Source organism: Georgenia sp. H159 (assembly GCF_035607575.1).
Classification (GTDB): domain Bacteria; phylum Actinomycetota; class Actinomycetes; order Actinomycetales; family Actinomycetaceae; genus Oceanitalea.
Genome location: NZ_JAYDZY010000004.1, coordinates 236,301 through 251,785, shown reverse-complemented (window position 1 = coordinate 251,785; position 15,485 = coordinate 236,301). Strand labels below are relative to the sequence as shown.

The following is a 15,485-nucleotide window of genomic DNA, read 5'->3' as shown; positions in this document are numbered from 1 at the left end:
GGCTCCCGTCGCGGTGGCTCCCGCGCCGTCGGCTCCCGTCGCGGTGGCTCCCGCGCCGTCGGCTCCCGTCGCGGTGGCTCCCGCGCCGTCGGCTCCCGTCGCGGTGGGAACTGCGCCGCCGGCTCCGGCCGCCGCGCCGGTCACGGCAGGTGCCGCAGAGCCCGCGCCCGCCGTCGCGTCACCGCCCGGCCCGGAGCCCGCGCCCGCCGTCGCATCACCACCAGAACCGGAGCCCCCGTCCGGCCCGCGCACCCCGTCGGGCCACACGCCGACGTGGTCGGTCTCCAGGGCGAGCCGCACGCGCTCGCGCAGGTCAAGCGCGGTGACGAAGTCCTCCGGCAGCTGCAGTCGTCCGGTCCTGTCCAGCACCGCGAACTCCTCGGCGACGTGCAGCTCCGCGCCGGAGTCGTCACGCTCGGTACGGCGGAGTACCTCGGTGGAGGTCCGCCCGTCACGGATCTGCACGGTGCGCCGGACGTGCTCGGACACGGTCGGGTCGTGCGTGACGATGAGGACGGTGACGCCGAGCCGCTCGGAGGCGCCGCGCAGCGCCTCCAGGACCTCGGCGCTCGTCTCGTCGTCGAGCTCGCCGGTGGGCTCGTCGGCGAGCAGCACCCGGGGTGAGTTCGCGAGCGCCACGGCGATCGCGGTGCGTTGCTGCTCGCCACCGCTCAGCTGCGCCGGCCTGCGGTCGCGGCAGTGCTCGATCCCCAGCAACTCGAGCAGCTCCTCGACCCGCTCCGTCCTCGCCGCCGCGCCGGAGAGCACCAGGGGCACGGCGATGTTCTCCGCGGCCGTGAGGTACGGCAGCAGGTTGCGGGAGGTCTGCTGCCACACGAAGCCGACGGTGTGCCGTTGGTACCGGACGCGGTCGGCGCGACCGAGGGTCCCGATGTCCGTGCCGGCGACGACGGCGCTCCCGCCCGTCGGCTTGTCGAGCCCGGACAGGATGGTCAGCAGCGTCGATTTCCCGGAGCCCGACGCGCCGACGATGGCGACGACGTCACCTCGCTCGACCCGCAGGTCCAGTCCCTGCAGGGCCTGGACCTCCACACCCTCGGTGGAGAAGATCCGCACCAGGCCGTGGCACAGGATGTCCGGCTCGGTTGTCGTCGTCATACGCGCCTCATCAGTGTCTCCGGGCCCGGAGGCTGTCGGCCGGGCGCGGCCGCCCGCCGGGTCGCACGGGCCGGCTCGGCAGTTGCCGCCGCCATCGTCTCATCGCGGACGGCGCGCGCGGACCGGTCCGCGGCCCGAATGTGGCGACCGCGGGTCAGCGCGGGCACCGTGCGCCGGACGGACCGGGAGGCACGGACGGGCCTACGCCGTCTTCTGCCGCGTCGCCCCGTGCACGGCGAGGTCGAACTCACGGGTCAGCTCCGCGTTGTCCCGGAACGTCAGTCGGCTGACCACGACGGCGACGAGGAGGTTGAGGAGGAAGCCGGGCACGATCTCGTACAGCTCCGCCCCGAAGATCTCCGGCCCGGCGTTGCTCCACAGGAACACCGTCACCGCACCGGTGACCATCCCGGCCAGCGCGCCCCAGTTGGTGAGCCGGCGCCAGAACAGGCTGAGCAGGATGGCGGGGCCGAAGGACGCGCCGAACCCGGCCCACGCGAAGGCGACCAGACCGAGGATGGTGTCCTGCGGATCGACCGCCAGGACCGTGGCGATGACCGCCACCAGCAGCACGGCCACCCGGCCGAGGACGACCAGCTGGCGGGGCGAGGCGTCCTTGCGGACGATCCGGTAGAGGTCCTCGACGAAGGCCGAGGAGCAGACGATGAGCTGGCTCGACACGGTGCTCATGATCGCGGCGAGCACGGCGGCGAAGATGATCCCCACGATGAGCGGGTGGAGCAGCGCCTGGGACAGCGCGAGCACGACCTGCTCGGCGTCGGCCAGGTCCGTCCCGCTGCGGTGGAAGTAGGCGATGCCGAGCAGGCCGCTCACCACCGCCCCCACGAGCGAGATGACCATCCAGCTGATCCCGATCCGGCGGGCCTTCCCGGCGGCCAGGGCGTTCCGCATCGCCATGAACCGCACGATGATGTGGGGCTGTCCGAAGTAGCCCAGGCCCCACGCCAGCGCGGAGACCACGCCGACCACGGAGGCGCCGCTGAGTCCCGCGCCCGCGAGCGGTGAGAGCCGCGCGGCGTCCACCTCCCGGATCGCGTCGAGCGACTCGCCGACGCCGCCGATCGCGATGAGCACAACCACCGGGATGAGGAGCAGGGCGAGCATCATCATGACGCCCTGGACGACGTCGGTGAGGGAGGCACCGAGGAACCCTCCGATCAGCGTGTAGCTGAGCGTGACACCGGCGACGACGAGCACCCCGACGAGGTAGGAGGTGTCGAAGGCGAGCTCGAAGAACACACCACCGGCCACCATCATCGACGAGACGTAGAAGGTGAAGAACACCAGGACGATGACGCCGGAGGCGACGCGCAGCGACCGCGAGGTGTCGTGCAGGCGGTTCTCGAAGAAGCTCGGGATGGTGATCGAGTTCTTGGCCGCCTCCGTGTAGGACCGCAGCCGGGGCGCGACGAGCCGCCAGTTGAGGTACGCCCCGAACGTCAGGCCGACGGCGATCCACGCCTCGATGAGCCCGCTGAGGTAGATGGCCCCGGGGAGGCCCATCATCAGCCAGCCGGACATGTCCGAGGCGCCGGCGCTCAGCGCCGCGGTCCCCGGGGACAGCTTGCGCCCGGCGAGCATGTAGTCCTCGTGCCCGGCGGTGCGCCGGTAGGCGTAGTAGCCGATCGCCAGCATGACGGCGAAGTAGGCGACCAGGGCGGCAATCTGGTAGGTGCGGTCGGACATCGGTGTCTCCTCGGCCGGGGATGCGGCTCCCCCAGTGTGACACGCGGCACACCCGGCACCCCGGGCGGCGACCGCGTCCCGCGCGGCGCGGTCAGGTCTCCTCGCCCATCCGTAGCTGCGTGGCGGCGTCGGCCCTGCTGCTCAGCACCGTCGAGACGAGCACGGCGAGCGCCGCCACCGCGACGACCCCGCCCAGCACGGCGGTGACGAGGACCGGGTCCACCACCAGACCGGGCTGCTCCTCCCCACCCGTGAGCGCCCGCACGTCCATGCCGCGGAGCACCACCCACGGCACCAGCACACCCAGGACCCCACCGGCGGCGACCGACACGACCGCGAGCGGTGCGAGCTCCCACGCGACGATCCCGCGAGCCTGCCTCCGGTCCAGCCCCAGTGTGCGTAGCACCGCGAGCAGCCGGTCACGCACGGGCGCCCCGATGAGCTGGGTGAGGACGACGGCGACGACGACGAGCACCATGCTGAGCACGACGGCGACGGTCAGGGCCGCGTTCATCCCGCCGGCCATCGGGGAGGCGAGGAAGTTGCTCGCGTCGCCCGCCGGGTTCTCGGCGAGCGCGACCGGCTCGACCTCGCGGACGCGCTCGAGGACCGCCGTCGGGTCCTCGCCGTCGGCGACGTCGATGAGCAGGATGCGTGGCCGGACCGTGCGTCCGCTGGCGGCGGCGAAGGCCTCGGCGTCGACGACGACGTCACCGGTGACGCCGGCACCGGCGAGCCGGTCGACGGTGCCGACCACCCGCAGGTCCACGCCGTCCCCGACGGCGGCCCGCACGGTGTCACCCACACCGGCGCCGAGGGCGTCGACCGCCACCGCGGAGAGCACGGCGGGCACGGCGCCGTCCGCACCGGAGGACAGCTCCGCCGGGAGCCGGTCGATCCCCACGCCGTCGGCCTGGACGGCGCGCACGGCGTCCGGGTCGACCGCGGCGAGGGCGAGCCGCTCCCCCGAGACGCTGACCGTGCCGGCGTCACCGACGCGCGCCACACCGGCCACCCCCGGCACGGCCGCGACCTCCGCGGTGTGCTCGTCGTCGAAGGCGGGCCCGGACAGGCGCAGGTCCGCGCCGACGGACTGCCAGGCGGTGGCCTGCACCCCGGCGCTGACCGTGGAGCTGAGGACGGTGGAGAACATCGCGACCGAGACGCCGATGACCAGGGCGACGGCCGGCACGAGCCCGCCGGCGGGGTCGCGGACCGCGCGGGCGGACCCGAGGAACGCGGTCACGCCGCGCCGCCGACGCAGCGCACCCGCGGCTGCCCGCACCGGCAGCGGGTAGAGCCGGAGCACGACGACGCAGGTCGCCACCGCGAGGAGCAGCGGCACCGCGGTGAGCAGCAGGTCGGTCTCACCGGTCCCCGGCTCGACCCCCCTCTGGAGCAGGAGCACGACGGCAGCGGCGGTGAGGCCGAGGAGCACGAGCTCGGCGACCCCGCGCCACCGGCCGCGTCCGGCCCCCAGGCCCGTGCGCGCCTCGCGCAGGCCGCGCGGTGAGGTGCTCGCGGCGAGCATCGCGGCGGGGACGACGGCGACGACCCCGGTGAGGACGAGGTCCACCGCCGCGGTCCGCCCCGGCAGGAGCAGCACGGCGAGCGCCGCGCCCGCCGCGGCGGCAGGCACGCCCAGGACCAGCCCCTCGAGCGCCAGCATGGACCGCAGCTGCCACCCCGAGCCGCCGCGCGCGGCCAGCAGGGCGAGCGCGGAGCGTCGCCGGGCGACGAGCAGTCGCGCCGCGAGGAGGAACACCGCGAGCGTCACCCCGAGCGGGCCGGCGGCGACGATGGACAGGACGGTCGAGGTGATGGCCCGCTGCTGCTGGACGCGCTCGAGCACCTGCCCGAGCTCGCTGGCGAAGCGCACCTCTGCCGGCGCGCCGGACGTGTCGTCGCCGTGCGTCCCGAACGGCTGCGGCGCCGTGAAGCGGGTGAGCTGTGCAGCGGCGTCGTCGACCTGGTCGGCGGTGAGCTCGTCGACCTCGACCGGGAACCACATCTGCGTCCGGAGGGCCCCGATGTGGGCGGGGAGACCGGGCGGCAGCCGCCCGTCCCAGGCCGGGTTCACGTACGCGGCGGCCGTCGCCGAGGTCCCGAGGTTGAGGTCGTCGACGACGTGCGGCTCGACGGAGTACAGGTTGTGGTCCCAGTAGTCCGCATCGGGGTCGGTCACCTCGTACACGCCGGTGAGGAGCGCGGGCACGGTGTGGCCGGCGAACCGCCGCTCGGTGCCGACCTCCCACTCCAGCACCTCGGCAGCGCGTGCAGCGAGCACCACCTCGAACGGTCCGCTGGCCGCGATGGCCTCGTCGACGAGGGCGGACTCCTCGTCGAGCGTCAGCCCGGCGCGCTCGGCATCGGTGAGCGCGGCGTACGGGTCGACGGGGGTGGGGACCTCCGGCCAGCGGCCGTCGACGAGCTCGACGTGGTCACGCAGGTGTGGGTCGACGGTCAGCCTGAGCCACTGGCGTCCGATGACCGGGTCGGGCGGGGGCTGGATCTCCGCGTCCGGGCTCTGGAACCAGAACGCGGGGTCACCGAGCAGGCTGCGCAGGGGCTGCGGCTGGGAGGCGCGCAGGTCCTCCAGCGCGGCGTGGATGCCGCCGAGGTTCTGCTCCACCTCCGGCGGGAACGGCGTGGTGCCCGGTTCCGGTGGGGGCAGCTGCGGCACGGCGCTGGGGAGCACGCCGACGACGTCGCGGGACAGCGGGCTGGCAGCGGAGATCTCGTGGGTCGTCTGCCGGTCGTCGACCCCGGCCAGCAGCCGTGGCCACGCGGTGACGACGCCGGCGACGAGCAGGACGAGCAGCACGAGCACCACCGGCACGGCTCGGTGGGCCGTCGCCTGCCGGCGCGCCAGCCGCAGGATCCCGCTCACCGCACCTCCTCCCGGTACTCGGCGTCCAGCGCCTGGGCGCGCACCCGCCCGGCGGCCACCCCGGCGACGACGAGCAGCCCGGTGAGCAGGGCGGCGAGCACGGCGGCCGCGGGCAGCGGGTCGACGGGGCTGCCGAGCGGCAGGGGTGAGGGCTGGGTCGCGGCGGCGCGGGCGAGGGTGGGGACGAGGAGGGCGGAGGCACCCCAGCCGGCGAGCACGCCGAGAGCCGCGCCGAGCACGCCGACGCCCAGCAGCTCGGCGACCCTCGCGCGCGTCTGCCCGATCGGCGGCAGCCCGAGGGCACGCAGCACCATGACCTCGCCGCGTCGCTCACGGGCGAGCGCCAGGCTGACGGCCGCGACGCCGGTGAGCGCGAGCAGCACCGCCCCGGCCGCGACGATCCAGAAGGTCTGGCGGACCGAGGCCGCCGGGTCGGTGAGCCCCTCGCCCGCCACCTCGACCTCGGACGCGGGGCCGCCGAGCTCGGCGGCCGCGGCCGCGACCACGGAGGCCTCCGCACCGTCGTCGAGCGTAAGCCACACCTGTCCCGGCAGGAGCGGGTTCGGCCGCTCGCTGAGCACGTGACGACCGAGCGTCGCGAGGTCGACCAGGACGGCGTGCTCCTCCAGGCCTCCGGGGACCGCGTCGACGACGTCGCTGACCGTGAGGTCGAGCGCAGCGCCGGTGAGCGTGACGGTCGCGGGGTCACCCACGCCGAGGTCCGCCGCTGCGGCCAGCTCGGCGGAGATGACCGCCGGGACGGCGTCCTCACCTCCTGCGGGCATGAGCCGGGCCGCGACCTCGGGGGCGGTCACGCCGCTGACCTCCGCCTCGAGGCCGAGCTGCCCGAGCGCCCCGGCCGGGCCGGCCGGCTCACCGAGCGCTCCGGTCGGCTCCCACGGCGCGCCGTCGAGGGGGACGTCCTGGCCGTCGGCCGTGAGCGTGACGACCTCGTAGGACGCCTCGCCGCCGGACTCCGGGCCGGCGACCTCGACGTCGAGCGCCACGAGGCGGTACTCCCCCTCCGGCGGCAGCACGGCCTCCAGCGTGTGCTCCGTTGCCTCCGGCCCGACGACGCCGTCGGTGCCGTCCGGGTCGGCCGCCAGCGAGTCGAGACCGAGCATGCTCAGTGCACCGTCGGTGTCGGCGACCCACAGCGCGGCCTCGAACGCGAAGACCTCCGCCTGGGCGTCGGCACGCAGGTCCGCGAGGACCGCGTCGGCCTCCTCCTCGGTGAGGTTCTCGCGCGACACGAGGTAGTCGCGGTGGGCCTCCTCCCGGGCCTGCGCCGTCGCCCGCGCGTCGGCCGTGTAGCCGAGACGGGCCCGGACGGTGAGCTCCAGTGTCCGCGCACCCGTGGGCAGCGGGAGCCCGACCTCGGCGGGAGCCAGGTCCGCGACGGCGTCGGCGACGGGGAGCCCGTCCGGCGCGCGTACGACCTCCCCCGCCCGCCGGCTGTTCAGCGCGGTGACCGCGACGGGCAGCTCACCGAAGGTGCCGCTGCCGCGGAGCACGCTCCCGGCCCCGGCCACCCCGTCCAGCTCCCGGTAGGGGGCGGCCGAGACGGACTGCGGCAGCGCCTGCCGGGACGTCGCGCCCACCGGGACGCCGACCCGCACGTCGGTCCCGGTGCCCAGCGCGGCGACGTGCTCGCGCTGCACGGCGGTGGCTCCGGCGAACGACGACGCGACGGTCGTGGCCCCGACGGCAAGCACGACGAGCACGAGCGGCACGGCGTAGGCACGCACCCGCCGGGAGACCTGACGCGCGGCCAGCACCCCGACGAGTCCGCGCTCCCGCTCCCGGACCCGCGCGACGGACCTCGTGAGGGGCCCGAGCAGGGCGAGGGCCACCACGGCCAGCGCGGCGAGGACCGCCCCGAGCGAGACGACGGCGAGGACGTCGGCCTGGGTGGCGCCGTCGTCGGCGGTGATGAGCGGGCTCCCGTGCCGCAGCAGCTGCCAGGCGGAGAGGACCGCGGCGGCCGCGGTGACGACGACGGTGCCGACGGCCGCGGCACCCTGGAGACGCCCGGAGCGGTCGGCGACCATGCGCCGCGCGACCCCGCGTGCGTGGAGGCCGGCGACGACGGTGCCGGTGACGACGGTGAGGACGGCGACGACGGCACCGGTCGTGACCATGATCTGGCGCTGCGCGTCACCACCGTCGAGCCTGCCCACGACGACGACGGCCAGCAGTGTTCCCAGTGCCGCCCCGGCGACGGCGACGACGGCGAGCTCGGCCGCCGTCCAGACGGTCACCTGGCGGGCGGCCGAGCCGCGGGCGACGAGGATCTCGGTCTCGCGGGCGCGGGTCTGCCCGAGCAGCCGCACGACCTGCACGAGTGCGACGAGGGAGATGACGCCGAGCAGCGCGACGGGGACGAGGCCGACCGCGGCCGCCGTGCTCGTCGCCTCCTCGAGGGCGGAGACGGTGGCGGCCAGGTCCCCGCTGACCGTCAGCCCACGGACGGCGACGGCGTCGTCGTCGCCCAGCGCGAAGTCGATCGCCGCGAGCCCCTCGGCGAGGCCCGGCAGGTCGCCGACGGTGAGCGCTGCGGGGTCGGGGTAGACGGTCCACCGCACGAAGGGGGCATCGACGACCTCGCGGACCACTGCGCCGCCGGTGAGGAGCGGACCCACCGCGGAGCCGTCCGCCCCCGCCGTCACCATGGGGTCGGAGAACCAGTCCCGCTCGTCGGTCACCTGCCAGCGGCCGGACACCGTCAGGACGGTCCCGTCCACGACGACGTCGGTCCCCGTCGTCAGCCCGGCACCGGACGGGACGAGCACCTCACCCGGACCCGGGAGCTCACCCTCGACGACGAGGTCCGCCGTCTCGTCGGGCACCTCGGCGAGGACGACGCGTACGTCCTCCTCCCCGGCCACGGCACCGACCGGCTCGGTCCACAGGGTGCGGGAGACGGTGAGCGCGTCCCCGCCGAGCAGGTCGGCCACCGTGTCGCGGACCGCAGCGTCCTGCGCCTCCGGGTCCGCCGCCAGGCGGGTCTGCACCTGGATGCCGGCCTCCCGGGGCGCGGCCTCCAGGAGCGTGGACCGCACGGTGGCGACCCCGGCCGCGCGGGTGTAACCGATGCTCCCGGCGAGGATCGCGGCTACCGTCGCGCCGAGGACGAGCAGCGTGAGGAGCGTGCCCAGCTGCGCGCGGGCGCGCCGCACGAGCAGCCGTGGCGCCCTCATCCTCGCGTCCCCGGTGCGCCGTTACTCGCGCGTTGAGTCGTCCAGCGGACCCGTCCTCAGCGTGCCCTCGTCGAGCTGCAGCTCGGCGACCTGGTCGCCGAAGGACTGCAGGAGCGCGTGGCGCTCCTCCCGGCGGCGGCGCTGCTCCCCCGGCTCGGGGACGGGCGCCGCGGCGAGCAGCCGCTGCGTGTACTCCTCCTGCGGGTTCTGCAGGACGTCCTCGCGGGTGCCCTCCTCCACGATCTTGCCGTTCTGGAGGACGACCACACGGTGGGCGAGCAGGTCGACGACCGCGAGGTCGTGGGAGACGAACAGGCAGGCGAAGCGGTAGCGCCGCTGCAGCTCGGTGAACATGGCGAGGACGCTCGCCTGGACGGAGACGTCCAGCGCGGAGGTCGGCTCGTCGGCGACGAGCAGCTCCGGCTCGAGCACGAGCGCGCGGGCAACCGAGACTCGCTGCCGCTGACCACCGGACAGCTCGTGCGGATAGCGGTTGTAGACGCTGCGCGGAAGCTCGACGGCCTCGAGGAGCTCGTGGACCTTCTCCTCGCGGGACCTCTTGTCCCCGACCTTGTGGACCACCATCGGCTCGGCGATGATGTCGCCGATCGGCAGGCGCGGGTTGAGCGACGCGGCTGGGTCCTGGAAGATCACGCCGATCCGCTTGCGCAGCGCCTTCGCGTCCTTGCGCCCGAGCGCGTCGAAGTCCTCCCCGAAGAGGCGGATGGTGCCGGACGCCGCGGGGATGAGTCCGAGCGCGCAGCGGCCGATCGTGGACTTGCCGGAGCCGGACTCCCCGACCAGGCCGACCACCTCGCCCTGCTTGACGGAGAAGGAGACGTCGTCGACGGCGCGGAACGGCGGCTTGCCGGCGCGCTGGTACTCGATGACGAGGTTCTCCATGCGCAGCGCGTCCGCCTCGCCCTCGATGACGGTGGGCGCGTCCACCTGGGCGATGCCGAGCTGGTTGCGCCCACGTCCGAGGTGCGGGACGGCGTCGAGCAACCGCTTGGTGTAGGCGTGCTGCGGGTGGTTGAGCACCTCGTCCACCGTGCCGGTCTCGACGAGGTTCCCCTTGAACATCACCGCGACGCGGTCGGCCATGTCCGCCACGACGCCCATGTTGTGGGTGATGAGCAGGATGCCGGTGTCGAGCTTGTCCTTGAGGGAGCGCAGCAGGTCGAGGATGTCGGCCTGGACGGTGACGTCCAGTGCCGTGGTCGGCTCGTCGGCGATGATGACCTTCGGGTCACAGCTGATGGCGATCGCGATGACCACCCGCTGGCGCTGGCCACCGGACAGCTCGTGCGGGTACTGCTTGAGCCGCCGCTCCGGCTCGGGGATGCCGACCATGTGGAGGAGCTCGACGGCCCGCTCGTCAGCGGCCTTGCCGAAGGCGATGCCGTGCAGCTCGAGGGCCTCGGTGAGCTGGGTGCCGATGGTGAGCACCGGGTTGAGGGCCGTCATCGGCTCCTGGAAGACCATGGCGACGTCATTGCCCCGCATGCGGCGCAGGCCACGGTCGTCCAGCCGGTCCACGTCGAGCTCTGCGACGGTGATCCCGCCCGCGGTCCGAGCATTCTTCGGCAGCAGGCCGAGCGCCGTCATCGAGGTGACCGACTTGCCCGAGCCGGACTCGCCGACCAGCGCGACGACCTCCCCGGGGTTGACCGCCAGGGAGATGCCCTTGACGGCGTGGACGGAGCCGAACTCGGTCTTGAAGCGGACGTCGAGGTCGGAGAAGGAGAGGACCGGCCCGCTGGACTGCTCGGAGGTGGTGGTCATCAGTCCTTGTTCCTGTTCTGCCGGGGGTCGAAGGCGTCCCGCAGACCGTCACCGATGAAGTTCACGCTCAGCGCGATGCCGAGGATAAAGATGCCGGGCCACCAGAACAGCCAGGGACGGGACGTGAAGGACGCTTGGTAGGTGCTGATGAGGAGGCCCAGCGAGGTGTCCGGTGCCTTCACACCGAAACCGAGGAAGGACAGCGAGGTCTCGAGCAGGATGGCGCCGGCGATGGCGAGCGTCGCCGACACGATGATCGTGCCGAGTGTGTTGGGCAGGATGTGCTTGACGATGATGCGCCACGGGGAGGTGCCCACGGCGCGCGCCGCGGCGACGAACTCCCGCTCGCGCAGGGAGAGCACCTCGCCGCGGACGAGGCGCGCGAGGCCGGTCCACGTGACGATGCCGAGCATGAGCGCCAGGGTCCAGATCGAGTTGCTCATCTGCCCCAGCACCGCAGCGAGGACGAGGAGCGGGATGACGATGAGGAGGTCGGTGAGGCGCATGAGCACCGACTCGATCCACCCGCGGAAGTAGCCGGCCGCCGCCCCGATCGCCGTGCCGATGAGCGTCGAGACGATGCCGACGACGAAGGCGATGACGAGCGAGCGCTGGGTCCCGCGCATGACAAGGGCGAAGTAGTCCTTGCCGACGTTGTCCTGCCCGAAGGGGTGGTCACCGATCTGCGGTGGCCACAGGCTCAGCGTGGGCCTTCCGCCGTCGACGACGTTGCCGGCAAGCGTGTAGTCGTGCTTCCACCAGCCGGGGAGGGGCCCCCAGCCGATGGACGTGTAGGCCAGGAGCGTAATGAAGATGAGAACACCGAGGGAGACCATGGCGCCGCGGTGGCGGAGAAAGCGCCGGAGGACGAGCTGCCCCTGGGAGTAGGACTTGTCGGTCTTACCCTCAAGGTCTTCCTCGACGGACAGGTTGTCGACGTTCTGCACGGAGCCCGGGTCGGCGCCCTGGAGCCCGGGCTGCGGAACGAGGTGCTCCGGCCGGTTGTTCTTCCTGAACCTTCTCATCGCTGCCTCTGGGTCGCGGGGCGGGTGGGACGGGTGCCTGTGTCTCCCATCGGGCTCACCGCCGGATCCGCGGGTCGAGGAAGGCGTAGGCGATGTCGGCCAGCATGTTCATCACGACGGCGGCGGTGCCGGTGACGAGGAAGAAGGCCATGACGGGTGCGGGATCGACCTGGGTGAGGCCGGTACGGAAGAGCTCCCCCATGCCCTTCCAGCCGAAGACCGTCTCGGTGAGCAGCGCGCCGCCGATGAGGTTGGCGAAGTCGAAGGCGACGATCGTCGTGATCGGGATCAGCGCGTTGCGGAACGCGTGCTTGGTGATGACCACGCGCTCGGACAGGCCCTTGGACCGGGCCGTGCGCACGTAGTCCTGCTCGAGCACCTCGAGCATGGAGGACCGGGTGTAGCGGCTGTAGCTCGCCACCGAGACCAGGGTGAGAAGAATCGTCGGCAGGAGCAGCTGGGTGCCCTTGTCGAGGAACTCCTGCCAGAAGGTGCCGTCGTAGTTCGGGGTCTCGGCGCCGATCGTCGAGATCGGCCGGCCGTTGCGGACCGAGTCGAGGTAGCTGGCCCAGCTCGCCAGCGCCTTGTCGACGACGACGACGAGGCTCATCATCGTCGCGACGCCGACCGAGACCCAGATCGCCATCCGCCGCGAGTACCCGCCCCACAGGGCGCCGCTGACGACGGCGACGACGATCGAGAGACCGAAGAGCGCGAAGAGCGTGCCCCAGGTCGGCTCGTCGAGCTGGTTGCCGAAGACGACGTAGCCGACGACTCCGGCGGCGACGGTGGTCAGGGCCGCGTAAAGGACGTTCTTGTTGCCCAGTCCGGAGCTCAGCATGACGAGGAGGAGGGCCGCGCCGAGCGACGCGAGCGCGACGACGACGACGCCGAGCGCGGGCTGGCGGAACCAGTCGACCGCGTCGAAGTAGAACAGCGCGGCGAAGACGAAGAGGAAGGTGCCACCGCCGGTGAGGAGACGACGCCGGGCGTCACCTCCGAGAGAGCCCGCGATGACGAACGCGAGCCCGGCGGCGATCAGCGCGATCTGCCACAGCGTCATCTGCGGCTCGGCGATCCAGTCGTTGAACCGGATGGCGCCGTACTCCTTGAGGAGCACCGCCGCCCAGAAGATGGGCAGGGAGTACATCATGAAGGCGAAGAACGTGACGATGTAGTCGAAGCCCGAGTACTGGCGGATGGCGGTGAGGATCCCGACGCCGATGCCGATGACGATCGCCAGCAGCGTCGAGAGGATGACGAGGCGCAGGGTGGCCGCGGCGGCGCTGCCGAGCAGGTCGATGACCGGGATCCCGGCGCGGTTGAGGCCGAGGTCGCACGAGCCGACCACGCACTTGCCGACGCCGGCGAGCCATGCGCCGTACCGCTCGTACCACGGGTCGTCCAGCCGCATGTTGGCGATCCGCTGCGCGATGAGGTTGTCGCGGTTGGGTGCGTTCGACTCCCGGAGGTCCGCCAGCGGGTCGCCCGAGTTGATGGTCAGGACGAACATGAGGAGGGAGCCACCGAGCAGGACGAGGAAGGATATTCCCAGCCTGCGCAGGATGAACTTGATCACGAGCTTGCCCTTCGGGTCTTCCAGGTGAGCCCGGTCAGCCTAGTCCTGTCCTTGTGGGACCTCGGACCGGCCGCGGAGGGTCACGACATGGCACCGTACACGCGAGCCGGTGGGGTAGGAGGGGACCCCTCCTACCCCACCGGCTGTGCTGCGCGTGTTTCAGGTGATCGGAGTGAGAATCACCTCAGCGGTGCGGAGATCACTCGGGCAGCATCCACTGCTCGGCGTTCCACGCCACGCCGTTCTGCGTGGCGGTGTGGCGCACGTTCTCCATGCCCGCGGTGTGGGCGACGACGCCCGGGTGGGCGAACAGCGGGATGCCGAAGAGGGTGTTCCACAGCTCCTCCTCGATGATCTTCGTCTGCTCCAGGTGGACCTCCTCGTCGAGCGACGCGGCCAGGGCGGTCCACGCCTCGTCGACGGTCTCGTTGGAGTAGCCACCGTAGTTCTGCGGGGCGCTCGTGGAGTAGATGTTCTGGCCGGAGGCGATCTGGCCGGAGCCGGCCCACGCGAAGAGCGCGACCTCGTAGTCACCGTTCGGCAGGGCGTTGGCGAAGAAGTCCGCCGAGCCGACGTCGATGATGTTGAAGCCGGCCTGGTCACAGCTCGACTTGATGAGCTCGATCTCGGAGGTACGGCGCGGGTTGGGCGCCGAGTAGCCGATGCGGACGTCGATCGGGGTCGTGATGCCGGACTCCTCGACGAGACGCGTGGCCTCCTCGATGTTCACCTCGTCGTAGCGGCCGTCGTAGGAGGCCTCGATGACCTCGTCGTAGTTCGGCTGGAACGGGAAGACCTCGCGGGCGTTCATGACGACGGCCTCGGGGTCGATCGGCGTGATGAGGTTGTCGACGATCTGCTGGCGCGGGACGCAGTAGGCGAAGGCCTCGCGCAGCGCCTGGCCGCCCTCCTCCTCGGAGAACACACCGTTGTTGAAGTTGAAGTCGAGGTGCTCCCAGGTCAGCTCGGCGCCGGTCTGGATCTCGACGGCGTCGCCGAGGGCCTCGAGCTGCGGGAGGGTGTCGACCGTGGCCTGCGGCTCGATGACGTTGAGGTCACCGTTCTGCAGGGCCTGGTTGTGGCCGGAGGCGTCGAGGAAGCGGAACGTGATGTTCTCAGTCGCGGCCGGGGTGCCCCAGTAGTTGGGGTTCGCCTCGATCGTGATCGACTGGCCGGCGGTCCAGCCGCCCTCCATGAACTGGTAGCGGCTGCCGGACGGCGCGATGGCCGGGTCCGGGACCTCACCGGGGCTGGAGAGCCAGCCCTCGTTCCAGAACTCGGCGGCCTGGGTCAGGGTCTCGACGTCCTCGTCGAGGATGGCCTGAACGAGCTCCTCCTCGGTGATGCCGATCTGCTCGGCGACGACGTGCGCCGGGAGCAGGTAGGCGCCGGTGACAAGCTTCCAGTCCGGGTACTTCTCCTGGTACTCGACCGTGAAGGACTTGGCGTCCCAGCTGTCGGCCTGCGGGCCGGTGGGCACGTTGGTCTGGGTGTAGTCCGTGCCGGAGACGTGGTTGAACACCGGGGCGTCGGGGTCCGGGGAGAGCCAGGCCGGGTTCTGCGAGACCCACTCGAAGAGGAAGTCCGCGTAGTCGATGGCGTTGCCGTCGGACCACGCGGCGTCGTCGGCGACGGTGTACTCGATGACGAGCGGGTCGTCGCCCTCGAGGCCGGAGACGGCCTCAGCGGTGCCGAACTCCTCGTTCTCGTAGATGGTGCCGTCGGTGCCGAAGTAGAAGAAGCCTTCGGGACGGATGCGGTCCATGATGACGTTGTTGTACGTGCTGTACGTGTCCGCCGTCAGGGAGTTGTAGCCGGTGAACTCGTCCTGGCCGGTCGAGTAGAAGATGTCTCCCTCGACGGTCTGGACGTCGCCGAGGTCTTCCTTGGCCGTGGTCTCGGCCTCACCAGAACCGTCGGTGGTGTCTTCGGTGGCCGTGTCGTCGCCGGTGTCGCCAGTGTCACCGTCGTCGTCGCTGGGGCTGGTGCACGCCGCAAGGACGAGCGAGCCGGCCGCCAGGACAGCAGCGGCCTGAGCCGTACGCCTGATCTTCAATGTTCCTCCTGGATGCTTTGGACGTGACAGCGGGCGACGCCGGGAGGCCCGGCGGCGTGCCGCGGTACACGCCGAGGTGTCGTCACGGTACACACGGCGGGAGCGCGCTTACGACGTTTGAAAC

General features: G+C 72.3%; 7 protein-coding genes and 1 pseudogene. All 8 read right to left on the bottom strand.

Features of this window, described 5'->3' with window-relative positions:
* Window positions 1-246: 246 nt before the first annotated feature.
* Window positions 247-1,119: pseudogene (locus tag VR894_RS07545) on the bottom strand (ABC transporter ATP-binding protein); the annotation flags it as partial.
* A 201-nt stretch (window positions 1,120-1,320) separates the two neighbouring features.
* Complete coding sequence (gene putP, locus VR894_RS07540) at window positions 1,321-2,826, bottom strand: sodium/proline symporter PutP (protein WP_324650757.1); 1,506 nt, start codon at window positions 2,824-2,826, stop codon at window positions 1,321-1,323.
* 91 nt (window positions 2,827-2,917) lie between these two features.
* Window positions 2,918-5,716, bottom strand: a complete 2,799-nt coding sequence (locus VR894_RS07535) for an ABC transporter permease (RefSeq protein ID WP_324650756.1) — start codon at window positions 5,714-5,716, stop codon at window positions 2,918-2,920.
* Window positions 5,713-8,916 (bottom strand): ABC transporter permease, encoded by a 3,204-nt coding sequence (locus VR894_RS07530; RefSeq protein ID WP_324650755.1) that lies wholly within the window; start codon window positions 8,914-8,916, stop codon window positions 5,713-5,715. The genes VR894_RS07535 and VR894_RS07530 overlap by 4 nt, the downstream gene beginning before the upstream one ends.
* Before the next feature lie 21 nt (window positions 8,917-8,937).
* Complete coding sequence (locus tag VR894_RS07525; protein WP_324650754.1) at window positions 8,938-10,701, bottom strand: ABC transporter ATP-binding protein; 1,764 nt, start codon at window positions 10,699-10,701, stop codon at window positions 8,938-8,940.
* Window positions 10,701-11,726: an ABC transporter permease gene (locus VR894_RS07520; RefSeq protein ID WP_324650753.1), complete on the bottom strand. Its 1,026-nt coding sequence runs from the start codon at window positions 11,724-11,726 to the stop codon at window positions 10,701-10,703. Before VR894_RS07520 ends, VR894_RS07525 begins: the two co-directional genes overlap by 1 nt.
* Window positions 11,727-11,781: 55 nt before the next feature.
* Entirely contained in the window at window positions 11,782-13,305 is a 1,524-nt protein-coding gene (locus VR894_RS07515; protein ID WP_324650752.1) for an ABC transporter permease, read from the bottom strand.
* A 199-nt stretch (window positions 13,306-13,504) separates the two neighbouring features.
* A complete protein-coding gene (locus VR894_RS07510) occupies window positions 13,505-15,361 on the bottom strand; it encodes an ABC transporter substrate-binding protein (RefSeq protein WP_324650751.1) in 1,857 nt (618 codons plus the stop codon).
* Window positions 15,362-15,485: the final 124 nt, after the last annotated feature.